Genomic DNA, 24,797 nt, shown 5'->3' with positions numbered 1-24,797 from the left:
TGTTGACATGGGAAAATTAAAAGCAATTATTATAGGGCCAGGGAATATTTTTAATAAAGCCTATTTGCCTTTCATATTTAATTTAGATGAACTAAATATATTAGGTATTGTTGGAAGAAACAAAGAAAAGCTCCAAAAATATAAAGAAAGATATGGTTGTGATGTTTACACAGAAATAGACGTTGTGATAAAACAAAAGCCAGATTGTGCTTTTGTACATGCGTCTACAGATAGCCATTATGAAATAGTAAAAGAACTACTAAAAAGCGGTATTCACGTATATGTTGATAAGCCTATAACTGAAGAGATAGACAAGACAAAAGAACTTATAGATTTGGCTATGGACAAATCTATAATTTTGAAGGTAGGTTTTAACAGAAGATATGCGCCTATGTATCAAAAAGCCTTAGCTTTGTTTGAAGGCTTAAAACCTGAATTGTGCATTATGGTGAAAAATAGGAATAATGACATCAAAAATAGTGTTAAGTTTACACTTTATGACGATTTCATTCATATAATAGACACTTTATGCTATATAGTTAAAGATGTTGATGACATAGATGTAAATATTTCAAAAGAAAGAGATTCATTAAAATCCATAGAAGTAGTATTAAAATCTAATAGTTCTACAGCGATAGGAGTCATGCATAGAAATGGTGGAAAAGATTATGAAAGGTTAGAGATACACGGGCATGGCAAAAGTGCAGTTGTGGAAGATATGGAAAGTATAAGAATAATGGAAAATGGCAAAATATATGTGCATAATTTTGAAAGCTGGGATACTATATCTTATAGAAGAGGTTTTGAGACTGCTGTAAAAAGCTTTTTAAAGAACGTATTAGAAGGGAATTATGCAAATGACGAATTAAAATGTACTTTAAAATCTCACGAGATTATAGAGGAAATATTAAAAAAGACAGTATAAAATCAGGGCACAAAAAGCCCTGATTTTATAAATAATTAAATCATGTGAAAAGTTATAAAAAATTTTTATTTTTATTATTGACAAAATGTCATTTTTATTTTATTATATAGTTAAGCGTTTTACTAAAACGTTAAACTAAAAATAATATTAGGTGATGAATTTATGGCTGTAACAATAAAAGATATTGCAAAACTAGCGAATGTATCAATTACAACAGTATCAAGAGTCATAAACAATAAAAGTGAAGGGGTTAGTGAAGAAACTAGGAATAAGATTCTGCAATTAGTAAAAGAATTGGGTTATCAACCTAATGCAATAGCACGAGGCTTAGTCACTAAAAAAACTAAAACTATCGGCCTTATAATTCCTGATATTTCCAACCCATTCTTTCCTGATATTGCCCGTGGTGTAGAGGATAGTGCTCACATTTACGGTTACAATGTCTTCTTGTGCAATACAGATGACAATTTGGAGAAAGAAAGCGAGTATATAAATGCACTAAAAGAAAAATATGTCGATGGTATAATATTTACCAGCAGTTCTATTCCTAAACATGAACATATTACAGACCTTATAAAAAGTGGTATTCCAGTTGTCATAATGGATAGGCGCATTGATTCTGAAGATATTTATGGTGTGTTTCTTGATAACTACGAAGGTGGTTACATTGCGACAAAACATCTCATAGATTTAGGGCATAAAAAAATTGGTTGTATAACAGGACCGCTTTATACAAAAAGTGCCAAGGAAAGACTAGAAGGGTATAAAAAAGCATTATTAGAAAATGGTATGGATGTGGATGAGACGCTGATATTTGAAGGAGATTATAAGATAAACAGTGGAATAATTGGAACTGAAAAGTTGTTAGGTAATAATAAAAATGTTACAGCTATTTTTGCATGCAATGATTTAATGGCATATGGAGCGTACAAAACAATACGTTCATATGGGTACAAGATACCAGATGATATTTCAATAGTAGGGTTTGATGATATACAACTTTCACAAATATTAGAGCCCCAATTAACTACTATACGGCAGCCTGCATATGACATGGGACTTACTGCTACTCGAATGTTAATAAAACTCATAGAAGGGAAAAAGTTAAAGAAAAAAATTATTAATTTTAGACCCCAGTTGATAATACGCCAAAGCACAAAAAATATTGGCTAAAGGTGGTAAAAAGATGGAGAAGATAGTTGTTGTTGGAAGTATTAATATGGACGTTGTGATACGAGTTCCGCATATTCCTGTAGTTGGTGAGACAGTTATTGCTTATGATTTGAAAAATTACGGCGGTGGTAAAGGCGCAAATCAAGCGGTATCAATTGCAAGGTTGGGTGGAACGGTCTTTATGATCGGCAGAGTTGGAAATGATGAATATGGTAAGAAATTATATGAGGGTTTAAAAATTGATAGCATAGATGTTAAAGGGATAGAATTTGATTACGAAATACCGACGGGTACAGCTTATATTAATGTGAGTGGAAGAGGAGAAAACAACATAGTTGTGTATCAGGGAGCAAATAAAAGGCTTAATATAGAGCAAATAGAAAAACACGAAGATATTTTTGATGGTGCAAAAATGTGTGTAATTCAGTTAGAAATACCAGTTGAGACAGTAGAGTTTGTAGTGGATTTATGTTACCGGAAAGGTATAAAAGTCATATTAAATCCTGCACCAGCATGTGAATTGCCTGATACACTCTTAGAAAAGGTTTATATTTTAACTCCAAATGAAACAGAATTAGCTCTTTTATCCAGAAGTAAAATAGAAACAATTGCAGATATAAAAAAGGCCTCAAAATATTTGTTGGACAAAGGGGTTCAAAACGTTATAACAACTATTGGAGAAAAAGGAAGCTTTTTTATCAATAAGGATACAGAAAAACTATTTGATGCGATCAAAGTTACTGCTGTTGATACAACAGCAGCAGGTGATTCATTTACAGGAGCATTAGCAGTGGCATTAAGTGAAGGGAAGAACATTGAAAGTGCAATAGAATTTGCTACATACGTAGCAGCATTAACGGTTACTAAAGAAGGTGCTCAGTCATCCTTGCCTTATAGAGATGAAGTAGAAAAATTTATTAAAGAAAGGGGTTATAACAAATGAAAAAGACAGATTTGTTAAATAGTGAAATTTCAGAAGTTGTTGCAAGATTAGGGCATACAGATTTGTTGGTAATTGCTGATAGTGGATTACCTATACCAGATGGTGTTAAAAGAATTGATATTGCTTTAACAAAAGGGATACCGAGTTTTAAAGATACATTAAATACGGTACTTACTGAGTTGGGAGTAGAAAAAGCATATATTGCGAAAGAAATGATAGATAAAAATAACGATTTATACCTATACCTTCTCGAGCTATTTGGAGAAAAGCTAATACTTATTAGCCATGAAGATTTAAAGGCAATGTCAAAAAACGCTAAAGCTATTATTAGGACTGGTGAATATAAGCCATATGCAAATATTATTTTAGAGTCAGGTGTGGAATTTTAACAATCCAAAGGGGGAATAATTTTTGGAACCCGTTTTAGAGATGAGGAATATAACAAAAAAGTTTGGCAATGTTAAAGTTCTGGATAATGTAAGCTTAACCCTTCATAAAGGTCATGTCTTAGCTTTATTAGGTGAAAATGGGGCAGGAAAGTCAACTTTGATGAAAATTCTCTGCGGTATTTATGAGAAAGATGAAGGAAGTATTTATATAAAAGGGGAAGAAGTAAATATAAGAAATGTCAAAGATGCTGAAAAATATGGCATTGTTATGATTCATCAAGAGCTCAATCTTATACCATCACTTAGTGTTGCTGAAAATATTTTTTTAGGGAGGGAATATCTAAAATCATTTAACGCTATAGATTGGAAAAAAATAAAGCAAGAAGCTGCTAAAAAGCTTAGCGAATTGGGTATGAATATAAACGTTAATAGACTGGTAAAGTACTTGAGTGTTGGAGAACAACAAATGGTTGAAATAGCAAGAAGTTTATTGATGGATGCTGAGATATTAGTAATGGATGAACCAACTGCTGCTTTGACAGAGGCAGAGACAAAGAAATTATTTGAGGTCATAAGATCGCTTAAATCAGAAGGCCGAACTATTATTTATATATCTCACAGAATGAATGAAATTTTTGAAATCTGTGATGACTATATTGTTTTAAGAGATGGACGCTTCATTTCTCAAGGCAAAATTAACGAAGTTACACGTGATGAGTTAGTTACAATGATGGTTGGAAGAGAACTAAAAGAACAATATCCTCGTGAATCTGTTCCGCTGGGAGAGGAAATATTGCGAGTAGAAAATCTTAGTGTGAAGGGTTTATTTGAAAATATTAATTTCACAGTCAGGAAAGGTGAAGTAGTAGGTTTTGCCGGTTTGATAGGTGCAGGAAGAACCGAAGTGGCCAAAACAATATTTGGTTTTTATAAGAAAACCTCAGGTAAAATTTATCTTGAAAATGAGGAGCTAAAGATAAATAATCCAAAAGATGCTATTGATAATGGAATAATATATTTATCTGAAGATAGAAAAAATGATGGTTTGATATTAAAGCATACTTTAAAAGAAAATATGACGCTTTCGGCATTAAAAAGTATTTCTGATTATATAGGTACTATTTACTATTCTAAAGAGAAATATTTAGTAAGCCAAATGATTGAAAAATTAAACATTAAGACCTCTTCAATAAATCAAAAAATATCTAAACTGAGTGGAGGAAACCAACAAAAAATTGCTATTGCCAAATGTTTATTGACAAATCCTAAATTAATAATTCTTGATGAACCAACTCGAGGCATTGATGTTGGAGCAAAAAATGAAATATATAAATTGATTAATAATTTAAAAAAGCAAGGTATTGGTATAATTTTAATATCTTCAGAATTGCCAGAGGTTTTGAATATTAGCGATAGAATTATTGTAATGCATGAAGGAAGGATAACAGGCGAAATACTTCATGAAGAAGCGACAGAAGAAAAGGTAATGTTAAAAGCTGTAGGAGGGGAATGAGTTGAATTTACCGGAAGAAAAAGTAACAAATATAAATATTAGCGAATTTTTACTCAAAGCAAAATCTTTGATAGGTTTAGTAGGGTTAATCGTTGTATTTTCAATATTATCACCAAGATTTTTAGATTATTATAATCTTACAAATGTTTTAAGACAGACTTCCCTAAATGCAATAATGGCTGTGGGTATGACGTTTGTAATATTAACAGGTGGAATAGACTTATCTGTAGGTTCTATATTAGCCTTTTCAAGCGCAATTACAGCTGGCATGTTAAAAGACGGTTTTCCATTAATTATAGCGGTATTAGCAGGTTTAATAATAGGTACCGGTTTAGGATTTTTTAATGGTTTTGTCATAATTAGATGGAATATACCACCCTTTATTGCGACATTTGCCATGATGACAATAGCAAGAGGTCTAACACTTGTATATACCAATGGACAACCAATAACGGGTTTAGGTGCGGCTTTTGGTTATATTGGCAACGGTTATATTGGGCCGATACCTGTACCAATAATTCTTACGGTTCTTATCTTTGCGGTAGGTTATTACATTTTAAAGAATAATAGACTTGGAAGATATGTTTATGCTACAGGGGGCAATATACAGGCTGCTAAATTGGCTGGTATTAATACTAACAATATAATTCTATTTGTGTATTCTTTAAGTGGCTTTTTAGCAGCAATAAGTGGTTTAATAATTACTTCAAGGTTAAATTCTGCAGCTCCAACAGCAGGGCAGGGTGCTGAACTTGATGCCATAGCTGCGGTTGTACTTGGAGGTACAAGTTTATCAGGTGGCGAAGGGGGAGTAATAGGTACTCTGATAGGTGCTTTGATAATAGGCATTTTAAATAATGGCTTAAATTTACTTAACGTTTCGCCTTTTTATCAGCTTATAGCTAAAGGTGCAGTAATATTACTTGCTATAGCATTAGACAAGAAAGAAAGTAAATAAAGGGGGTGTTTTAGAAAGACTTTAATTTAAAAACAAAAAATTTTAAAAATTAAAAATTTAATTAAGAGGGGAGAGTTTAATTATGAGAAAATCAAAAATTTTGTTCCTTTTATTAACATTTATTTTAACTGTTGTGTTAATTGCTGGATGCAGTACAGGTAATACCAACAATACTTCAAATGCTAAAGGAGAAAAGACAATAGGTTTAGTTATATCGACGCTTAATAACCCGTTTTTTGTAACATTAAAAAATGGTGCAGAAGCCAAAGCAAAAGAATTAGGTTATAAATTGATAGTAGAAGATTCACAAAATGACTCTTCAAAAGAACTTTCTAATGTAGAAGATTTAATTCAACAAAAAGTAGACGTTTTGCTTATAAATCCTGTAGATAGCGATGCTGTAGTTAATGCGATAAAAGAAGCAAATAGCAAAAATATACCGGTTATTACTTTGGACAGGTCTGCAAATGGTGGAGATGTTATTTGTCACATAGCTTCAGATAACGTAAAAGGTGGAGAAATGGCAGCAGAGTTTATTGCAAAGGCACTTCATGGTAAAGGAAATGTGGTGGAACTTGAAGGTATACCAGGTACTTCTGCTGCCAGAGATAGAGGCAAAGGATTTGACGAAGCTATTGCTAAGTATCCAGATATAAAAATTGTAGCAAAACAAGCTGCTGATTTTGATCGTTCAAAAGGTTTATCAGTAATGGAAAATATCCTTCAAGCCCAACCTAAAATTGATGCAGTATTTGCCCAAAATGATGAAATGGCATTAGGTGCAATAAAAGCAATAGAGAGTGCAAATAGGCAAGGAATTTTAGTAGTTGGATTCGATGGGACAGATGATGCGTTGAAAGCTATAAAAAATGGCAAAATGGCTGCAACGATTGCTCAGCAACCAGCTTTAATAGGTTCTCTTGGAGTAGAAATGGCTGACAAATATCTAAAAGGTGAAAAGATAGAAAAATTTATACCAGCTGAGCTTAAACTTATAACGAAGTGATATGATATCAATACAGATAAGGAAAGGGGAAAAACGAACGCGAATCTCAAAAGCCTGCCTTGTGTTGGGCAGGCTTTTTTGTCAATATAAGAAAATAGTAACATGTAAATGATGGAACATAGACTTTAAATAAAATAATGGCATAATATTATAAATACAAGATAAAAAATAGTAGGTAGTGATTATAATGAATAAAATAGATTATCTTATAAAGGAAATAAAGTCACTTCCCCGCAAAGGATTGGCTAAAACCTGAGGAGGACGAGATATAGCAGAACTTATAAAAGGCGATGTGGTGTAAAAGTTTTAAAACATTTTATGAAACTTAATTACAGAGTCATAAAAAATACTTGAAATATTATTTCATAAGTAGTATAATATAAACTAAAAAGGAGTGTAAACATTAACATGCCAGGAGATATAGAGAAAATTAGAGCAGTTATTAATAATTTAAAACCATCAGAAAGAAAAATTGCTGAGTATATAATTGAAAATGCTGATAAGATTTCAGATTTATCCGTAGCTGAACTTGCAAAAAACAGCAATACCAGTGAAGCAAGTGTTGTGAGATTTTGCAAAAGTCTCGGATACAAAGGATATCAAGATTTAAAAATAAAAATTGCTGCAGACTACACATATAAGACAAAAAGTATTCAAGGTTTTGTTAATATAGATGATGATATTAATACCATAATTGTGAAAATATCTAAAAATAATATGGACTCAATAGAAAAAACAATGGATATGTTAGATAGAAACGAAGTAGAAAGAGCTATTATTTCTATTTTACATGCCAATAAAATAGACATTTATGGAGTTGGAGCATCTGCTATTGTTGCACAAGATATGTTGCAAAAATTTATGAGGATAAATAAATCTTGTACGGCATACAGTGATTCTCACATGCAACTTGCATCTGCGGCTAATCTTCGCCAAGGAGATGTGGCAATTGGTATTTCGTATTCAGGTCAAACAGCAGATACTGTTGACGCTTTAAGGATAGCTAAAAATTCGGGTGCTACAACAATTTGTATAACAAGGTTTGGTAATTCACCTATAACAGAAGTTTCAGATATAAAACTTTTTGTATATTCTACGGAAGCAATCTTTAGAAGTGGTGCAATGGCATCAAGGATGGCACAACTTAATGTAGTAGATATATTGTTTTCTATAATAGCCTGCAGGAAATACGATGAGGTAATAAAATATTTAGAAAATACAAGTGAAGCGGTCTCATCAAGAAAATACTGAAGGAGAGGTTTGTATGTTTAATATATTTAAAAAAAAGACTGATAAACTATTAATTAAAGCACCTGTTGATGGAGATGTGGTAGAAATAGTAGATGTTCCAGATGAAGTATTTGCTCAAAAACTTATAGGAGATGGTGTTGCTGTGATACCTGAAGCTGATATATTTGTTTCTCCTGTTGATGGTATTGTAACAGCTGTCTTCCCTACAAAACATGCAATAGGTATTAGGACAAAAGAAGGAATTGAGGTAATGATTCATGTAGGAATTGATACTGTAAAACTAAATGGTGAAGGATTTGTTACGTTTGTAACTGAAGGTGATAAAGTAAAAGTTGGCGATAAACTATTAAAGGTAGAAAGAACTTTAATAAAATCAAAAGCTAAATCACTCGTTTCCCCTATAGTAGTAACTAATATGGATAGGATAAAAGAATTCAAAAAAATGACAGGTAAAGCGACTGCTGGGCAGACCGTTGTAATTGAGGCGGTTATTTAATTTGGTTCAATGTGAAATAAATTTTCATAAATAATTCATATTTATGAAAGAATACAACATATAAGGAGGTGGGAGGTAAGTATATAGATTCATATGTTTAATTATCATTACCATTTAAATACTAAATTGAAGATAGGGGGATTAAGAATGTCAAGAGAAAAAGAAATAGCACAAGGAATTATTAAAGAGTTGGGCGGAAAAGAAAATGTCATATCAATCACGAATTGTATGACAAGATTGAGAGTGCTTGTCAAAGATTATGACAAGGTTAACAGAGAAGCTTTAGGGAAAATTGACGGTGTTATTAAAGTCAATGAAGAGGGTGGAGAGTTACAAGTTATTGTAGGACCTGGCCTTGCTAACAAGGTAGAAAGTGAGGCATCAAAAATACTAGGTGGTACTAAAGTTGGAAAAGCAGAAGAAGTTAAAGCAGCAATTAGTGCCAAAAACCAAACACCTTTTAAACTTCTCTTGAGAAGAATTGCTAGTATATTTATTCCTTTGATTCCAGGTTTAATTGGTGGTGGTTTAATACTTGGCATTACCAATGTTGCGACAAAATTTAATTGGATTGCGGACAAAAATTTATTGGCTATGTTAAGTTTGTTAGGCAGTACTATTTTTACCTATATGGGTATTATGGTAGGTATGAATACTGCTAAAGAATTTGGAGGTTCTCCTACAATTGGAGGTATTCTTGCTGGTATTATTTATAATCCTGCATTAGCTAATATTACAATTGGAGGGAAAGCTTTAGTCGTAGGTAGAGGCGGAATTATTTCTGTTTTAATTGCAGCAGCGTTTGCAAGTTGGCTTGAGAAAAACATTAGGAAAAGAATGCCTAACAGTATAGAATTGCTTGCAACTCCTTTGCTTACAATTTTGATAGCAGGTTTTGCAACTTTATATGTACTACAACCTTTAGGCGGATATATAGCTGATGGTATTGGCAAAGCAGTAACTGTTGCTATTGCAGGAAAAGCTGGTGTATTTACAGGATTTATACTTGCTGGTACATTTTTACCATTAGTTATGACAGGTTTGCATCAGGGTTTGACACCTATCCATGTGCAATTAATTGAGTCGACAGGAGTTACTATATTACTTCCTATTTTAGCGATGGCGGGAGCAGGTCAAGTTGGAGCTGCATTAGCAGTATATGTGAAGACCAAGAGCAAACAACTTAAAAAAATTATAGAAGGTTCAATACTTGTCGGTATTCTCGGCATTGGAGAGCCATTGATTTACGGTGTTACTTTACCACTTGGTAGGCCTTTTATAGGGGCATGTATAGGAGGTGCTTTTGGAGGAGCATTTGAGGCTCTAAACGTAGTTGGTGCAAGAGGGTTAGGTATATCTGGTATACCTTTGGCTGCTCTTATTGAGCCAAATAAAATTATTTATTATGTTTTAGGATTATTGATATCGTATACTGCAGGATTTATAGCTACCTATCTATTAGGATTTGAAGATCCAGTTGATGAAGAAATAGATAATTCACAACCATTTACTTTTAATGTTTGATACAATTAAAAAGGGGCGTTTTGCCCCTTTTTAGAAGGAGATGATGAGGTGGCTGTTGGTATTTCGGTTTATACTACAGAAGACTTTCCACATCAAAAGAACAAAGAATATATAAAAATGGCAAAAGACAATGGGATAAATATGGTTTTTACGTCGATGCATATGCCTGAGGTTGAATATGATAAAAAATTAAATGAGTTTGAAAATTTAATTAAATATATTAAATTACTAGATATGAAATTAACTATTGATATTTCGCCTGTAACAATGAATATATTAAATTCCTCAATAACAGATTTAAAACCTTTTTATGATTTGGGAGTAGATTGTTTAAGACTTGATTATGGTTTTACTGCAGAGGAAATAGCTGAAATGACAAACAACAAATACGGAATTAAAATAGAGTTAAATGCCAGCACAATAACAAAAGAAGAAATAGAAAATTTGATAAGGTTAAAAGCTAACATAGGTAATTTGACAACTTGCCACAATTATTATCCCAAACCATATACAGGCCTTTCATATAAGTTTTTTAAAGAAAAGACAATGATGATAAAAAATTACGGACTTAAGGTATCGGCATTTATTCCTTCTTTGGAAGGTAGGAGAGGGCCAATATATGAGGGATTGCCGACGCTTGAAATGCATAGAAACATAAAACCTTACACAGCAGCGAGACATTTAATTTATTCTGGATTGATAGATGACATATATTTTGGGGATGCATATGCATCTATAAATGAAATAAGAGATGTTATCTCAATAAATAAAGATGTGATTGAATTAAATATCAATCTTATTATGGATATAACAGATTATGAGAAAGACATAATTTTTGCTGGTATTCATACAAATAGGTCTGATGCTTCTGAATACATTATAAGATCAGAGGAGTCCAGGGGTTATGCAAAGATAGGGAAAGCAATAAAGCCGTATAATTGCATTGAAAGAAAGAAATACAGTGTTACAATTGATAATTACGGTTTTAAAAGATATTCGGGAGAGCTTAATATTTGTTTGATTGATATGCCTCAAGATGAAAGAGTAAATGTGGTAGGACATATACCTGAAGAAGAACATATATTGGTAGATTTAATTAGACCGGGGACAAAATTTAAATTTAGAAAGGGCTGATACAATGGATTTAGATAAACTTATAACGGAAGGAAGAAACCCTGATACACTTGATATTGATAGATTAAGTACAGAAGATATGTTAAAAAAAATAAATAATGAAGATAAAAAAGTTCCAATAGCTGTTGAAAAAGAAATACCTAATATAGCAAAAGCTGTTGATATTATAGCAGAAAAATTAAAACAAGGAGGAAGGCTTATATACATTGGTGCTGGTACAAGTGGAAGGCTTGGAATTCTCGATGCATCCGAATGTCCACCAACTTTTGGAGTAGATCCAGAAATGGTGCAAGGGATTATTGCAGGTGGAGATGTTGCAATAAGAAGGTCAGTAGAAGATGCGGAGGATAAAGAAGACCTTGGTAAAGAAGATTTAAAGAAAAAGAATTTGTCAAGTAAGGATGTTGTAGTAGGTATTGCAGCTAGTGGCCGAACGCCTTATGTTTTAGGAGCGCTTAGATATGCTAAAGAGGTTGGCGCACATACAATAGGGATATCCTGCAATCCGGATAGTGAGATGAAAAAAATAGTTGATATAATGATAGCGCCTGTTGTAGGGCCAGAAGTAATTATGGGTTCTACCAGAATGAAAGCGGGAACTGCACAAAAATTAGTATTAAATATGCTATCTACAGGTGCTATGATAAAACTTGGTAAAGTTTACAGCAATTTAATGGTGGATGTAAAAGCTACAAATGAAAAATTAATTAACAGAGCAAAACGCATTGTAAAATTAGCAACGGATGCAGATGAAAAAGTAATTGAAAATATACTTAATGAAACTAATTATAATGTTAAATTAACAATTTTAATGATATTAACAGGACTTAACCAAAATAAAGCAAAAGAACTTTTAGATAGGTCTAATGGTTATATTGCAAAGGCATTAATGCTTAATGAAAATAAGTCTTAAGAATAAATTTGAAGAGAAATTGAATTTATTAGGAAGTTTTATCTAAACTGAAAGGCGGATTAGTTTCCGCCTTTTATAAAAAATTTTTCGAAATCATATTGACACCGATGAATAAAAATGCTATATTATAAATGTACAAAATATTGTATATTGTCCGGGTGATTGAATGATTAAGGATCTATTAACTAAAAATGGGATTGCCGTTACGATGTTGGCACGAGAAATGCTTTCTTTAAAATGTGGAGATAGAATTGAAACGATAGGAGAATACGCCAAAAAATTTGACCTCGGGCGTGGGACAATACAAACTGCTTTAAAGTATTTAGAAGATAATGAAGCAATTGAATTAGAGCCACGAGGGCATTTAGGTACGTATATAAACACTATTGACTACAAAAAATTATGGGAATATGCGGGACTTACTATTGTTTCAGGGGTAATGCCTCTTCCGTATTCAAAAAGATATGAAGGGTTAGCTACAGGTTTATATAAAGTATTTGAAAAGGGGAAAATACCTTTTAATATGGCATATATGAGAGGAAGCGAAAGAAGGTTAGAGGCATTATTGAATGGAAAATATGATTTTGCCATAATGTCGATGTTGGCAGCAAAATTGTATATTGAATCTGGTAAAAATTTAAAAATAGTAGTCGATTTTGGACCAAATACGAACGTAAGTACTCATCGTATAATATTTTCAAATAATGCGAAAAATGCGATTGAAGATGGAATGAAGATTGCTATAGATCCAACTTCATTAGACCAATTTATATTGACTTACTATGAATGTGAGGGAAAGAATGTAGAGTTTATAGAATTACCATATAATCAAATTATACCTCATATAATGGAAGGAAAAATAGATGCAGCTGTATGGAACTATGATGAAATAGTTGACAGAGGACTATCTATTAAAAATGAACCGCTTAAAAGCGAAAAATCGAAAAAAATTAGTGAAGATAATACACGTGCTGTTTTAGTAGTTAAAAAAATAGATAATTGGGGTGTTGATAAAATAATAAATAGAATTGTTGATAAAGAAGAAGTTATAAAGATTCAGGAACAAGTGTTGTTGAATAAAATATTTCCAGAATATTGATTTATAATTATTCATATATTATCTTTGGAAGAGTTTAAAAATAACTTTATATCACAGTACAAAATACTGTATAATGTTTGGAGGGATTTAAGTGAAGGATAATGTTTTAAATAGAATAGATTTGTTAGTACAAGGTAGTGTGATCGATTTTGATACTGGAGAAGCTATCAAAAAAATTGATGAGGAATTAAGAGTAAATTATGAAATTTGCACTGAGGATGAACACTATGAGATGTTTATAACCCATTTAGCAATGTCTATAAAAAGATTAAAAGAAAAAGAAAAATTGGAGTCTACAATAGATGACGAACTTTTTAACGAAGTTAAAAATTCTCCTAATTACTATAGAGCACTTGGTATTTTGCAAAATATAGAAGATAGGATAGAAATAAAATTACCCGAATCCGAAAAAAGATTTGTGTTATTACATTTGTGTAATCTTTTAGAAAGGGGTAAAAGTACATGATAAGATTTGTTGTAGGTGGAGCTGTTGATAAGCAAAAAGTTGCTCAAATGATAAAGGAGATAGGAGGTGATAAAGTAAGTGTTGAAATAAAATCAGATATTGAAGCTGCAATGGCTGTGAAAAATGGAAAGGCAGATTACTATGTTGGTGCTTGTGCAACAGGAGGTGGTGGTGCTTTAGCTATGGCAATGGCTATATTAACAGCTCAAAAATGTGTAACTATCTCTATGCCTGGTAAGCCACCACAGGAAGCCGACGTAAAAAAAGCAGTAGCTGAAGGGAAAGTAGCGTTTGGATTTACTAATGACCATATTGAAAAGGCGGTACCTTACATTGTAAGCGCAATTTTAGAAAAATAGGGATTGGAGGATAAAAAATGAAGATAGTGTTAATTGCTTTAATTGGTGCTTTGGCAGCAATTCTTGCGAATGGTGGTATTGCTGTATTTAATGATGGGCTAAGACCTATAATGCCTGAATATCTAGAAGGTAGAATGAAAAAAGCAGAATTGGCTGCAACGAGTTTTGCTTTATCTTTTGGACTCGTAATCGGTTTTGGAATACCAATTTCAATTGGTGCTACCATATTACTTGTTCATAGTATTTTACTCGGGACAGATATTATAGGAACATGGTCACCAAAAGGTAAAATAGGATATGCTGTTGCTGGAACAATAGGAGCTCTGTGGGGAATAGGACTATTGGTAGGATTGCAATGGATTGTAAATGTATTCAAAAAATTACCTGTTAATGTTTTTAATTCAATGGGACAAATAGGTACACCTGTAATATTTGCTTTTGCAGCATTTCCTGCATTAGCAGTTGCATACCAATATGGTGTTAAAAATGGGCTTATTACTTTAACAATATCGGCATTAGTTAGAGCTGTAGTAGCAAGATTTTCTCCAATAGTTATTGGAACAAGCAAAATAGCTTTGAATCCAGAAGGTATGGCATTAGTTACTGGAATGATAGTTTTACTTATCTATGCTATGAGAGAAAGGAAAGAAGAAAATTCAACAAATATTGCTGCTTTATTTACTGAAAGAGTAGACAGGATAAAAAAGAATGTTTGGGTACTTGCTATAATGGGTGCTCTTGTAGCGGCAGCCACGTCTTTGCATATTTTAGCAGGCGATCCAATTTCTCTATCATTGGTTTCTAAAGGTAATTATACAGATGCTGCTTTAGTTGCATTAGCGAGAGCAATTGGTTTTGTACCTTTAGTTGCAACTACTGCTATTGCTACCGGTGTATATGGTCCTGTTGGGATGACTTTTATATTCGCAGCAGCTTTATTTGCGAACAATCCACTGCTTGCAGCAATACTAGGATTTGTAATAATTTTTGCGGAAGTTTACCTGCTGGGAGGTATAGCGGCATTTTTGGATAAATTCCCAGGGATTAAAAAGTCTTCAGATAACATTAGGACAGCGATGGGACAATTATTGGAAGTGGCATTGTTAGTTGGCGGTGCGAATGCGTCTAATATGGCGTTGCCTGGATTAGGGATATTTATTGTAATTGGGTTATACCTTTTAAATGAAATTGCAGGAAGACCTATTGTGAGAATGGCAGTTGGACCCATTGCAGCAATATTAGTTGGTATTCTTGCTAACATATTGGCGGTTTTTGGACTGTATGTTCCACCGGTTAAATAAAGAGGGGAATTTCCCCTCTTCCATATAATAAATTTATTAGGGTGAATGTTATATATGAATGATAAAATAGTTATGCAAAAAATAAATGAGATGGCAAGACTCGCATATGCGATAAATATAGCACGTGATAATTTAGCTTATTCTGTTAGATATATTAATTATAAGGCAATAAAAAAAGCTGTAGAAGCGTTAAAAGTATATGATAAATTATACTTTTATGGAATAAAAAATACATCACAAATTAAACGCGAATATTTGCAAAAATTATCTAATGTTGGAAATTATATATGGCTTACAGTTGATGAGATGTCAAAAGGCGGTAGAGCAATTGATATTGAGAGAATAAACCCTGTTACTGGCAGGCCGATGACAGGCTCTACAAGTGCTGGTTGTATCAATGTGTTATTAGGAATAAATGATTTTGCTATTGGCACTGATGGTGGTGGTTCTGTGTTGGGGCCTGCGATGTCCTGTAATTTGTATTCTATCATGGCAAAAGGATTAGGTCTTGAAGGTAAAAAATTAAAAAAATCAACAGATGGTATAAATTTCATACCTGGTATTGGAATAATTGCAAAAGATTTATTCGTATGCAAAGATGTATTGAGTAACCTAATAGATTTGGATGATACAATAGATTTTCGTAATTTAAAAGTTGGAATTCCACGAAAAAGCGATATAAACCTTCCGGTTATTGGTGACGTCCGTGAAGATTTATATAATATTGAAAGAGTTTTATCAAAAGAGGGCATTACAGTAATTGATATTGATTTGAAGGATGTATTAAAAAGAGAAGATGCCATATATAAGCTTAATAAAGCTTTTGAAGAGGTAGACATAGTGATAACAAAAGAAGGGCCTATTGATATTTTTGGTTTAGGGGATTCAGTTTTAGGTACTATGGGATATGTCGGAAGTTATATTCAAAATAGTTCAGGAAAATATTTGATAAAAGTTGCTAACATGGTAAATACTACAGCTCTTACAATACCATCAGAGAATTTAGGTGTAGGGATTTTAATAATGGCGAAAAAAGGAAATAAATATGGTACAGGTGCTATTAAGCTGGCAGAGATAGTTGATAGCAATATTAGCCATCCAAAACTATTTTATGAATATTTTAATACTAAAGAATATGATGATATTTTATTTGAGGTGAATTAAATGATTTTAGATAATAATACTGGTTTTAAAGATATAGGTTATACTCTTATACATGAACATTTGACTATTGATTTATCAAGACTCAAAGAAGATGATGATGCCAAACTTGATGATGTAGATAGCTTAATTGAAGATTTAAAAGAACTCAAAAAAAGTGGCATAGATACTATCGTTGATGTTACAAACATAGGTATGGGTCGAGATATTGAAAGAATCAAGTATATTTCTGATATTTCAAATATGAATGTGATTTTATCTACTGGATTTTATAAAGAACCTTTTTTGCCGGAAATAGTTTATAAGAGTTCTGTCGAAGAATTGGCTGATATATTTATTGATGAAATTATTAATGGAATCGATGGTACAAATTATAAAGCATCTGTGATAGGCGAGATAGGTACAAGTAAAGAAGAAATAAAAGAAGTAGAAAGAAAAATTTTTGAAGCTGCTGCAATTGCACATAATGAAACCGGAGTACCGATAATAACTCATACAACGTTAGGTCTTCTAGGATTAGAACAAATTAAAATTTTTAAAAATATGAAAGTAAATTTAGAAAAAGTAGTTATAGGGCATATTGATTTAAACATTGATATGGATTATTATTTAACTTTACTTGATAATGGATGTTATCTTGCTTTTGACACAATTGGTAAAACTAATTATCAACCAGATGAGTTAAGAGCAATATCTATAAAGAAACTAATTGACAAAGGATTTATTAACAAAATTCTTCTCTCATTGGATATTTCAAGAAAATCTTATCTAAAAAATTATGGTGGTTTTGGCCATTCATATATAGTAGAAAAATTTATTCCTCTTTTAAAAAACAATGGGTTAACAGAAGAAGATATAAAAACTATATTATACAGAAATCCATTGGACTTGATTGGAGGATAAAAAATGATTACGTATCCTATTAAACAGATTAGCTTAGAGGAAGCAATTAATTTGCAGTTTAAATTGGTAGATATCATCCAATCAGTTTTTCGAGGACATGAATTACTCGAAGCTGGTGATTATGGTGTATCATTAGAGCTTGGACGACCTAAAACCACCGCGAAAGTTGAGAGAGTTCTTGCTAAATTTTTTGATGCAGAAGACTCTGCTTTAGTGAGAGGTGCTGGGACGGGGGCTATGAGACTCGTTTTTAATAGCTTATTAAAACCTCTTAATACATTACTTGTGCATGACGCACCTATATATCCTACAACACAAAACCTTATAGATATGATGGGCCTTAAGCTTTTAAAAGTAAACATGAATGATTTAGATTCATTTGAGATATTAAAAAACACAAAAGTTGATGCTGTGTTAATACAACATTCAAGGCAAAAACCTGATGACAGCTATGAGCTCGAAAAAGTAATAAAAGCTATTAAAGATATAACTGATGTTCCTATTATTACTGATGAAAATTATGTAGTTATGAAAGCTCCATATATAGGTGTTCAGTTGGGAGCAGATGTTTCAGTATTTTCTATGTTTAAATTGTTGGCACCGGAAGGAATTGGATGTGTAGTAGGCAAGAAATATATTATAGACGAAATTCGAAAATTAACTTATTCAGGTGGGAGCCAAGTGCAAGGACCTGAGGCAATGGAAGCTTTAAGGTCACTTGTATATACACCTGTTTCATTAGCTATCCAAGCAATGCAGGTTGATGAAATAGTAAATAGGCTTAACACTGGAGAAATAAAAGGGGTAAAAAAGGCATATGTAGCAAATGCGCAATCAAGAGTTGTATTAGTAGAATTTGAAGAACCAATTGCGGCAAAAGTATTAAAGTACGCTGAAGAAATGGGAGCAGTGCCTTATCCTGTAGGTTCTGAATCAAGATATGAAATTGGTGCTATGTTTTACAGAGTTTCAGGAACTTTTATTGAAAATAATCCAGATATAAAAAATTATGTAATTCGCATTAATCCAATGAGGGCAGGTGCTGATACTGTTATTAGAATTTTAAAAGAAGCTGTAAAAAAGAGTTTGACTTAGGAGATGAGGCAATGTTTCTTAATATGGTTATTGAAAGAAATCCACAACTTATTATAGAAGTTACCAAATTACACAGAGACGGTGTTATTGAACCAAATACTTATGTGCTAGATGTTGATAGTATTTATGAGAATGCAAGATTAATTAAAGAAACTGCTGATAAATATAATATTAGCTTATATTATATGACAAAACAGTTTGGAAGAAATCCTATTATTTCAAAAATCATTGAAAAGGCGGGAATTGATAAAGCAGTAGCTGTAGATTTTGATGAGGCAAGGGTATTGTTTGATAATAGTCTTAAAATAGGGCATATAGGACATTTAGTACAAGTCCCAAAAAATGACATTAAATTATCTTTACTCATGAAACCAGAAGTTATAACATGTTTTTCATATGAAAAAGCAAAAGAAATATCAGATAACGCAAAAGAGCTTGGAATTACGCAAGATATATTATTAAGAGTGATAGATGAAAATGATGTAATATATCCGGGTCAAGAAGGAGGTATATATCTTGGAAAGTTAAAAGAAATAGTTCATCATATATTAAAATTGAAGAATATAAAAATTACTGGTATTACATCTTTTCCATGTTTTCTTTATGATTATGAGAAGAAAGAAATTACACCAACGCACAATGTATATACACTCTTAAAAGCAAAAGAAATATTGAATGAAATGGGGCTTAAAATCTGGCAAGTAAATGGGCCCAGTGCTACATGCCATAATTCAATACCGCTTTTAAATAAGTATGGTATTACTCATGGAGAGCCGGGGCATGCTTTATTGGGGACGACTCCTTTACATGCATATACAAAACAGCCTGAAAAGCCAGCTATAGTATATGTGTCAGAAATATCTCATGTAAATAATGGGAAAGCTTATTGCTATGGTGGTGGATTTTATCCGAGGTCAAATGTTAAATATGCGTTAGTATCAAATAATCCTGAAGATATTTTAGATAGAATATTTGATGTTGAAGAATTACCACCGGAATCAATAGACTATTATGGAAGTATATTTTTAAACAATAGAAAGGTTAACGTCGGGGACACTGTAATATATTCATTTAGAACACAAATATTTGTAACAAGAGCAAAAGTGGCTCTTCTTGAAGGGTTATCTTCAGGGAAACCAAAATTAACATATATATTTGATTCAAAAGGTAATCTTTTAAAGGATTTAAGAAAGAAGGATAATAAATGAGAGCCATAATTCTTGTAATAGATAGTCTTGGGGTTGGTGAAATGGCTGATGTCCCTGAGGTACGTCCGCAAGATATGGGAGCAAATACTTTAAAACATGTTTCTGAATATAATGATAATTACAGATTAAATAATTTAGAATTAATGGGAGCAGGTTTTGTGGTTGAGAGTAAAAATATAAAAAAAGTTAGCAATCCTATTGCAAGCTATGGGTGTTCAAATTTAGAACATGAAGGAGCAGATACTTTTCAAGGGCATCAAGAGATTGTTGGTTCAAAGCCTAGAAAAGCTTTGGTACAGCCTTTTAAAGAGTGTATGGACAAAGTAAAAACTGAGTTAGAGAAAGCAGGCTTTGATGTTACTATACCAGATTCTAAACACCCATTTTTATTGGTAAATGGTGTTGTAACAATAGCAGACAATATTGAAGCGGATATAGGTTTAAACTACAATGTTACTGCTCCTTTGGATTATATTTCATTTGAAGAAGAATTGAAAATCGGACAAATAGTAAGAGATAACGTTAAAGTTGGAAGAGTTATCGTATTGGGAGGAAAAGGGATCACAATAAATGATATATTAAATGCGGTAGAAGAAAAATCGGATAATATCGTTGGAATAAACTGTACAAAAGCTGGTGTGTATAATAAAGGTTATATGGTGAGACATCTTGGATATGGAATAGACCCAAATGTCCAAGTGACAACTATTTTGAAGAAGCATGGTTTTGATGTATCTCTTATTGGAAAGGCTGCAGATGTTATAAACTGTGATGGTGCAGATTATAATCCATGTGTTGATACAGAAACTGTATTAAGTATATTATTGAATAAGTTAGACAACATATCTGATGGTTTAATAATGGCAAATGTACAAGAAACAGACCTTGCAGGGCATTCACAGGATGTAGAAAAATACGCCGAAAAATTAAAACTTGTAGATGATTATCTACCTAAAATTATTGATAAAATGAAGGGGGATGATATTTTATTTATAACTGGTGATCACGGTAATGACCCCACAATAGGGCATAATCATCACACAAGAGAAAAAGCGCTTCTATTGGTTTACGGTAAAAAATTAAGACCGGTAAAGTTAGGGGAAAGAAAGACTTTATCAGATATAGGAGCTACTATAGCAGATTATTTTGATGTTGAAAAACCAAAAAATGGAGAGAGTTTTTTAAATATGATGAAATAAGGAGATGTTTAAGGAGATGTTCTATCTCCTTATTTCTATATTATTATTTCACTTGAAGGGAGAAGTTTATATGAGAATAATAGTTCCAATAAAACAAGTACCTGAGACGAGCAATGTAAAAATGGATCCAAAAACAGGTACCATGATAAGAGAAGGAGTAGAAAGTATAGTAAATCCCCTCGATTTATATGCTATTGAAACAGCGATAAGGCTAAAGGAAAAATACGGAGGAAAGATAATTGTTATATCAATGGGACCTGAAAAAGCGGTGGAGGCAATAAAAGAAGCAATTGCAATGGGATAGCATATGGAGATGATGAGAGTAATTAAAAAAGCACTTGACCCAAATCTAATACTTAATCCAGGGAAAATTATATAGAGATAACATACGTGATAAATTTAAGAAAACCATAATTTTTGTGATATAATCAAATATAGAAGATTATATGAAATTACTAAAAGGAGTTGTTTTCAAATGAAAAGTATTCTATTAAAGCATGGTGAGATATATACTGAGAAGGAAATAATATACAATGGAGATGTATTAATATCAGAAGGTAAAATTGTAGAGATTGGTAAGGGTTTATATAATGTTGATGCAGAAGTAATTGATTTAAAAGGGAAAAAGGTGGTGCCTGGATTTATTGATATACACATACACGGTGGTGTTGGACATGACACAATGGATGCTACTTATGAAGCATTAAATGCTATTTCAGTTCACCTTGCAAGGCATGGGGTTACATCTTTTTGTGCTACTACCATGACAATGGATATACCCTATATTTTAGATGCTCTCAGAAACATACATGAGACAATGAGAAAGGGTACAGAAGGTGCGCAAGTTTTAGGCGCATATGTGGAAGGACCATTTATAAGCAAAGAACACAAAGGGGCACAGGATGAGAGATACATCTTAGAACCAAACATAGACATAATGGACAAATTTATTGAGGCTTCAAGTGGTAATATAAAAGTGATAGCAGTGGCGCCTGAAAATGATAAAAATGGGGAGTTTATAGAATACGTAACTAAAAAGAACATAAAGGTATCGCTAGGACATACAAACGCTACTTATGAAGAGATGAAAAATGGAGTCGACCATGGAGCAAATATAGCAGTCCATGCTTACAATGCCATGAAGGGTCTTCATCACAGAGAACCTGGTGCTTTAGGAGAAGTTTTTTTGGATGACAGATTATACAGTGAGTTGATATGCGACTTTATACATTCACATCCTGCGGCAGTAAAAATACTTTTAAAAATAAAAGGGACAGATAGAGTAGTATTAATTTCTGATGCTATGGCAGCTTGTGGTTTAGGAGATGGAGAATACAGTCTTGGAGGGCAAAAAGTTTATGTAAAAAATGGAGAGGCAAGACTTGAGAATGGCACTTTGGCAGGAAGTACTTTGACATTGGATAAAGCTGTAACAAATATAACGTCTCTTGGAATACCACTTTTTGAAGCTTGCAAGATGGTTTCAGAAAACCCTTCAAAAGTAATTGGCATAGCTGACAGAAAAGGCAGTATAGCTATAGGAAAAGATGCTGATATAACCATTCTAAACAGTGATTTAACTGTAGATATGACAATGGTTAATGGGAAAATTGTGTATAAAGTAGCAAATAATAACCGCTGATTAGGTGTCAGCGGCTATTATTTTTAGCTACAATATCCTTTCAGCGAAGTGTTTTATTCTTTCAAGTGCTCTTGCTATTTTATCTATAGAATATGCGTATGATACACGAATAAATCCTTCACCGCTTGGGCCAAATGCGTCTCCTGGTACTACAGCTACTTTTTCTTCTTTTAAGAGTTTTTCACAAAATTCCTGTGAAGTCATACCCGTCTTTTTTATTGACGGGAAAATATAGAAAGCTCCTTTTGGCTCAAAGCAGTCAAAACCTATTTCGCGAAATCCGTTTACAATAAATTTCCTTCTCTTATCATATGTTTCTCTCATTTTTACTATGTCTTCTTCACATTGATATATACCCTTTATAGCTGCATATTGTGCTGTTATTGGAGCGCATATAGTTGTGTACTGATGGATTTTATTCATCGCTTCAATGAATCCGTGTTCTGCTGCAATATATCCAAGTCTCCAACCTGTCATGGCAAAAGCTTTAGAAAAACCGTTTATAAGTATTGTCCTTTCTTTCATGCCCGGAAGTGAGGCTATGCTTACGTGTCTTCCTTCATAAGTCAATTCACTATATATTTCATCAGAAATTACTATTAAATCATGCTCGATTATTATGTTTACAATTTCTTCTAATTCTTCTTTTTTCATGATAGCACCTGTAGGGTTATTGGGGTAAGGAAGAATTAATACCTTTGTTTTTGGGGTTATTTTTGATTTTAGGTCATCAGGGGTTATTATAAAATTATTTTTTTCATCAGTAGGAACAAATACAGGGATGCCTCTTGTCAAAGTTACACATGGTGCGTATGATACGTAACTTGGTTCAGGTACTAAAACCTCGTCACCGTCATTTAAAAGAGCTCGCAGAGCAAGGTCAATGGCTTCACTAGCACCAATAGTTACCATTATTTCTTTTTCAGGGTCATAGGTTAAATTATAATGGGTCTTTAAAAAATAGGATATGGCGATTCTAAGTTCGGGCAAGCCTAAGTTTGAGGTGTATGTTGTGCTACCTCTATCTAGTGCGTCAATGCCTTCTTTTCTTATTTCCCATGGAGTTACAAAATCTGGTTCGCCAACTCCCAGTGATATTATGTCTTTTGAATTTGTCACAAGGTCAAAAAATTTTCTAATTCCGGACGGTGGTATGCTTTTTACTACATTAGATATATATTTGTCTGTGTTCATGGTGTTACCACCAGTCTTTTGTCATTTTGTCCTTCTTCGTAAAAAACGCCGTCCTTTTTATATCTTTTTAATACAAAATGGGTTGTAGTGCTTAAGACTCCTTCAATAGGTGCAAGCCTTTCAGCTACAAATAATGCTATTTCTTTCATGGTTTTGCCTTCTACTTCCACAGAAAGGTCATAGGTTCCGGAAATTAAGGAAACTGATTTTACTTCTTCGTACTGGCATATTCTGTGGGCTACTTTGTTAAATCCATGTCCTTGCTGGGGTGCTACTCTCACATCTATAAGGGCAGTTATAACTTCCCGGTCGGTCTTTTCCCAATCCACTAAAGTAGTGTATTTTAATAACACTTTTTTGTCCTCAAGACTTTTTATTGTATTTTTGACTTCTTCTTCACTAAGCCCTGTAATTGTTGCAATTTGTTTTTCTGTAAGACGACTGTTTTCGCACAAAAGGTCAATGATTTCCATAGATTTATCCATATTTCATCCACCCTCCTAAAAAGATATTTTATGCACATTATAATACAAAGATAGGTGTAATTCAATAATTTAATAAATTGAAGCATAAAATTTTAAATAAAAACGTTTGAAATTGAAGTAATACAAGATTGTTGGGTTGACAGATACATGTAAAGAATGCTACAATTTTTATAGGGATATTGATAATTATTTTCAATTATGGAGGCTGCATATAAATGGGAGAAAATACTATTATAAATCTTATAGAATTAAAGGAAAATCATGAAGGAGAGATTGTATTAATAAAAGCAGGAAGAGCAGCTACGCAAAGGTTAAATGAAATGGGACTTGTACCAGGGACAAAAGTTAAGCTGGTTAGAAAAGGTCCTTTAAGGGGCCCTGTGGAATTGGAGGTCAGGAATTCTCACCTTGTGATTGGATATGGTCTTGCTTCAAAAATATATGTAAAAATCGTCTGACA

The 24,797-nt window shown here is 32.7% G+C and carries 26 protein-coding genes and 1 pseudogene; 25 read left to right on the top strand and 2 right to left on the bottom strand.

The window, feature by feature from the left end; genetic code table 11:
* The first annotated feature begins 7 nt into the window (after positions 1 to 7).
* The 24 genes and pseudogenes from THYS13_RS08980 (at position 8) to nagA (ending at position 22,658) form a co-directional block, all read left to right on the top strand.
* Positions 8 to 925 carry a Gfo/Idh/MocA family protein gene (locus THYS13_RS08980; protein WP_042834218.1) on the top strand — a complete coding sequence of 306 codons (918 nt, stop codon included), beginning with the start codon at positions 8 to 10 and terminating at the stop codon, positions 923 to 925.
* 162 nt (positions 926 to 1,087) lie between these two features.
* Positions 1,088 to 2,098 carry a LacI family DNA-binding transcriptional regulator gene (locus THYS13_RS08975; RefSeq protein WP_042834217.1) on the top strand — a complete coding sequence of 337 codons (1,011 nt, stop codon included), beginning with the start codon at positions 1,088 to 1,090 and terminating at the stop codon, positions 2,096 to 2,098.
* Positions 2,099 to 2,111: 13 nt separating this feature from the next.
* Positions 2,112 to 3,041, top strand: a complete 930-nt coding sequence (gene rbsK / locus THYS13_RS08970) for a ribokinase (RefSeq protein ID WP_042834216.1) — start codon at positions 2,112 to 2,114, stop codon at positions 3,039 to 3,041.
* On the top strand, positions 3,038 to 3,430 hold the full coding sequence (gene rbsD, locus THYS13_RS08965; RefSeq protein ID WP_042834215.1) for a D-ribose pyranase: 393 nt from the start codon (positions 3,038 to 3,040) through the stop codon (positions 3,428 to 3,430). The genes rbsK and rbsD overlap by 4 nt, the downstream gene beginning before the upstream one ends.
* Positions 3,431 to 3,452: 22 nt before the next feature.
* Complete coding sequence (locus THYS13_RS08960; RefSeq protein ID WP_042834214.1) at positions 3,453 to 4,943, top strand: sugar ABC transporter ATP-binding protein; 1,491 nt, start codon at positions 3,453 to 3,455, stop codon at positions 4,941 to 4,943.
* Between the two features lies 1 nt (position 4,944).
* Positions 4,945 to 5,901 (top strand): ABC transporter permease, encoded by a 957-nt coding sequence (locus THYS13_RS08955; RefSeq protein ID WP_042834213.1) that lies wholly within the window; start codon positions 4,945 to 4,947, stop codon positions 5,899 to 5,901.
* An 82-nt stretch (positions 5,902 to 5,983) separates the two neighbouring features.
* The gene (rbsB, locus tag THYS13_RS08950) at positions 5,984 to 6,907 is read left to right on the top strand and encodes a ribose ABC transporter substrate-binding protein RbsB (RefSeq protein ID WP_042834212.1); all 924 of its coding nucleotides are present in this window, start codon (positions 5,984 to 5,986) and stop codon (positions 6,905 to 6,907) included.
* Positions 6,908 to 7,315: 408 nt separating this feature from the next.
* On the top strand, positions 7,316 to 8,158 hold the full coding sequence (locus THYS13_RS08945) for a MurR/RpiR family transcriptional regulator (RefSeq protein WP_042834211.1): 843 nt from the start codon (positions 7,316 to 7,318) through the stop codon (positions 8,156 to 8,158).
* Positions 8,159 to 8,171: 13 nt separating this feature from the next.
* Entirely contained in the window at positions 8,172 to 8,654 is a 483-nt protein-coding gene (locus THYS13_RS08940; protein ID WP_009051942.1) for a PTS glucose transporter subunit IIA, read from the top strand.
* Between the two features lie 147 nt (positions 8,655 to 8,801).
* Positions 8,802 to 10,178 carry a PTS transporter subunit EIIC gene (locus THYS13_RS08935; RefSeq protein ID WP_042834210.1) on the top strand — a complete coding sequence of 459 codons (1,377 nt, stop codon included), beginning with the start codon at positions 8,802 to 8,804 and terminating at the stop codon, positions 10,176 to 10,178.
* 48 nt (positions 10,179 to 10,226) lie between these two features.
* Positions 10,227 to 11,312: a DUF871 domain-containing protein gene (locus THYS13_RS08930; RefSeq protein WP_042834209.1), complete on the top strand. Its 1,086-nt coding sequence runs from the start codon at positions 10,227 to 10,229 to the stop codon at positions 11,310 to 11,312.
* Between the two features lie 4 nt (positions 11,313 to 11,316).
* Positions 11,317 to 12,225 (top strand): N-acetylmuramic acid 6-phosphate etherase, encoded by a 909-nt coding sequence (murQ, locus tag THYS13_RS08925; protein ID WP_042834208.1) that lies wholly within the window; start codon positions 11,317 to 11,319, stop codon positions 12,223 to 12,225.
* A 166-nt stretch (positions 12,226 to 12,391) separates the two neighbouring features.
* Positions 12,392 to 13,324: a GntR family transcriptional regulator YhfZ gene (gene yhfZ / locus THYS13_RS08920; RefSeq protein ID WP_042834207.1), complete on the top strand. Its 933-nt coding sequence runs from the start codon at positions 12,392 to 12,394 to the stop codon at positions 13,322 to 13,324.
* Between the two features lie 91 nt (positions 13,325 to 13,415).
* On the top strand, positions 13,416 to 13,790 hold the full coding sequence (locus tag THYS13_RS08915; RefSeq protein ID WP_042834206.1) for a PRD domain-containing protein: 375 nt from the start codon (positions 13,416 to 13,418) through the stop codon (positions 13,788 to 13,790).
* Positions 13,787 to 14,149, top strand: a complete 363-nt coding sequence (locus tag THYS13_RS08910) for a DUF2620 family protein (protein WP_029688192.1) — start codon at positions 13,787 to 13,789, stop codon at positions 14,147 to 14,149. The genes THYS13_RS08915 and THYS13_RS08910 overlap by 4 nt, the downstream gene beginning before the upstream one ends.
* A gap of 17 nt (positions 14,150 to 14,166) precedes the next feature.
* Positions 14,167 to 15,450, top strand: coding sequence for a YhfT family protein (locus tag THYS13_RS08905; protein ID WP_042834205.1), 1,284 nt, complete (start codon positions 14,167 to 14,169; stop codon positions 15,448 to 15,450).
* Between the two features lie 54 nt (positions 15,451 to 15,504).
* Positions 15,505 to 16,614 carry an amidase gene (locus tag THYS13_RS08900; protein WP_042834204.1) on the top strand — a complete coding sequence of 370 codons (1,110 nt, stop codon included), beginning with the start codon at positions 15,505 to 15,507 and terminating at the stop codon, positions 16,612 to 16,614.
* Positions 16,615 to 17,514 carry a phosphotriesterase gene (locus THYS13_RS08895; protein ID WP_042834203.1) on the top strand — a complete coding sequence of 300 codons (900 nt, stop codon included), beginning with the start codon at positions 16,615 to 16,617 and terminating at the stop codon, positions 17,512 to 17,514.
* A gap of 3 nt (positions 17,515 to 17,517) precedes the next feature.
* Entirely contained in the window at positions 17,518 to 18,609 is a 1,092-nt protein-coding gene (locus THYS13_RS08890; protein ID WP_042834202.1) for an aminotransferase class V-fold PLP-dependent enzyme, read from the top strand.
* Between the two features lie 11 nt (positions 18,610 to 18,620).
* Positions 18,621 to 19,817, top strand: coding sequence for a YhfX family PLP-dependent enzyme (locus THYS13_RS08885; RefSeq protein WP_042834201.1), 1,197 nt, complete (start codon positions 18,621 to 18,623; stop codon positions 19,815 to 19,817).
* The gene (locus THYS13_RS08880) at positions 19,814 to 21,016 is read left to right on the top strand and encodes a phosphopentomutase (protein ID WP_042834200.1); all 1,203 of its coding nucleotides are present in this window, start codon (positions 19,814 to 19,816) and stop codon (positions 21,014 to 21,016) included. The genes THYS13_RS08885 and THYS13_RS08880 overlap by 4 nt, the downstream gene beginning before the upstream one ends.
* Positions 21,017 to 21,086: 70 nt before the next feature.
* Positions 21,087 to 21,317 (top strand): annotated as a pseudogene (locus tag THYS13_RS08875) (electron transfer flavoprotein subunit beta); the annotation flags it as partial.
* 6 nt (positions 21,318 to 21,323) lie between these two features.
* Positions 21,324 to 21,395 (top strand): FAD-linked oxidase C-terminal domain-containing protein, encoded by a 72-nt coding sequence (locus THYS13_RS14850; RefSeq protein ID WP_369819225.1) that lies wholly within the window; start codon positions 21,324 to 21,326, stop codon positions 21,393 to 21,395.
* A gap of 96 nt (positions 21,396 to 21,491) precedes the next feature.
* Positions 21,492 to 22,658: an N-acetylglucosamine-6-phosphate deacetylase gene (gene nagA, locus THYS13_RS08870; RefSeq protein WP_042834198.1), complete on the top strand. Its 1,167-nt coding sequence runs from the start codon at positions 21,492 to 21,494 to the stop codon at positions 22,656 to 22,658.
* A gap of 27 nt (positions 22,659 to 22,685) precedes the next feature.
* Here nagA and THYS13_RS08865 read toward each other — a convergent pair whose 3' ends face one another.
* The gene (locus tag THYS13_RS08865; protein ID WP_042834197.1) at positions 22,686 to 23,852 is read right to left on the bottom strand and encodes an aminotransferase class I/II-fold pyridoxal phosphate-dependent enzyme; all 1,167 of its coding nucleotides are present in this window, start codon (positions 23,850 to 23,852) and stop codon (positions 22,686 to 22,688) included.
* Positions 23,849 to 24,337: an Lrp/AsnC family transcriptional regulator gene (locus THYS13_RS08860; protein ID WP_042834196.1), complete on the bottom strand. Its 489-nt coding sequence runs from the start codon at positions 24,335 to 24,337 to the stop codon at positions 23,849 to 23,851. Before THYS13_RS08860 ends, THYS13_RS08865 begins: the two co-directional genes overlap by 4 nt.
* A gap of 215 nt (positions 24,338 to 24,552) precedes the next feature.
* Between THYS13_RS08860 and THYS13_RS08855 the strand changes: the two genes are divergently transcribed.
* A complete protein-coding gene (locus THYS13_RS08855) occupies positions 24,553 to 24,795 on the top strand; it encodes a FeoA family protein (protein ID WP_003869052.1) in 243 nt (80 codons plus the stop codon).
* Positions 24,796 to 24,797: the final 2 nt, after the last annotated feature.

This window comes from Thermoanaerobacter sp. YS13 (genome assembly GCF_000806225.2).
Lineage (GTDB): Bacteria > Bacillota > Thermoanaerobacteria > Thermoanaerobacterales > Thermoanaerobacteraceae > Thermoanaerobacter > Thermoanaerobacter uzonensis.
Note: the sequence above shows the minus strand (reverse complement) of the source record. Positions and strands in the feature narration are given on the sequence as shown.

Bases quoted from the DNA above. Each gene is read 5' to 3' on its own strand.
- THYS13_RS08975 (WP_042834217.1), top strand. From the start codon at position 1,088: ATGGCTGTAACAATAAAAGATATTGCAAAACTAGCGAATGTATCAATT.
- THYS13_RS08905 (WP_042834205.1), top strand. From the start codon at position 14,167: ATGAAGATAGTGTTAATTGCTTTAATTGGTGCTTTGGCAGCAATTCTT.
- THYS13_RS08865 (WP_042834197.1), bottom strand. From the start codon at position 23,852: ATGAACACAGACAAATATATATCTAATGTAGTAAAAAGCATACCACCG.
- THYS13_RS08860 (WP_042834196.1), bottom strand. From the start codon at position 24,337: ATGGATAAATCTATGGAAATCATTGACCTTTTGTGCGAAAACAGTCGT.
- THYS13_RS08880 (WP_042834200.1), top strand. From the start codon at position 19,814: ATGAGAGCCATAATTCTTGTAATAGATAGTCTTGGGGTTGGTGAAATG.
- THYS13_RS08945 (WP_042834211.1), top strand. From the start codon at position 7,316: ATGCCAGGAGATATAGAGAAAATTAGAGCAGTTATTAATAATTTAAAA.
- rbsD (WP_042834215.1), top strand. From the start codon at position 3,038: ATGAAAAAGACAGATTTGTTAAATAGTGAAATTTCAGAAGTTGTTGCA.
- nagA (WP_042834198.1), top strand. From the start codon at position 21,492: ATGAAAAGTATTCTATTAAAGCATGGTGAGATATATACTGAGAAGGAA.
- THYS13_RS08885 (WP_042834201.1), top strand. From the start codon at position 18,621: ATGTTTCTTAATATGGTTATTGAAAGAAATCCACAACTTATTATAGAA.
- THYS13_RS08980 (WP_042834218.1), top strand. From the start codon at position 8: ATGGGAAAATTAAAAGCAATTATTATAGGGCCAGGGAATATTTTTAAT.
- THYS13_RS08855 (WP_003869052.1), top strand. From the start codon at position 24,553: ATGGGAGAAAATACTATTATAAATCTTATAGAATTAAAGGAAAATCAT.
- THYS13_RS08890 (WP_042834202.1), top strand. From the start codon at position 17,518: ATGATTACGTATCCTATTAAACAGATTAGCTTAGAGGAAGCAATTAAT.
- murQ (WP_042834208.1), top strand. From the start codon at position 11,317: ATGGATTTAGATAAACTTATAACGGAAGGAAGAAACCCTGATACACTT.
- THYS13_RS08900 (WP_042834204.1), top strand. From the start codon at position 15,505: ATGAATGATAAAATAGTTATGCAAAAAATAAATGAGATGGCAAGACTC.
- yhfZ (WP_042834207.1), top strand. From the start codon at position 12,392: ATGATTAAGGATCTATTAACTAAAAATGGGATTGCCGTTACGATGTTG.
- THYS13_RS08935 (WP_042834210.1), top strand. From the start codon at position 8,802: ATGTCAAGAGAAAAAGAAATAGCACAAGGAATTATTAAAGAGTTGGGC.
- THYS13_RS08910 (WP_029688192.1), top strand. From the start codon at position 13,787: ATGATAAGATTTGTTGTAGGTGGAGCTGTTGATAAGCAAAAAGTTGCT.
- THYS13_RS08895 (WP_042834203.1), top strand. From the start codon at position 16,615: ATGATTTTAGATAATAATACTGGTTTTAAAGATATAGGTTATACTCTT.
- rbsK (WP_042834216.1), top strand. From the start codon at position 2,112: ATGGAGAAGATAGTTGTTGTTGGAAGTATTAATATGGACGTTGTGATA.
- rbsB (WP_042834212.1), top strand. From the start codon at position 5,984: ATGAGAAAATCAAAAATTTTGTTCCTTTTATTAACATTTATTTTAACT.
- THYS13_RS08940 (WP_009051942.1), top strand. From the start codon at position 8,172: ATGTTTAATATATTTAAAAAAAAGACTGATAAACTATTAATTAAAGCA.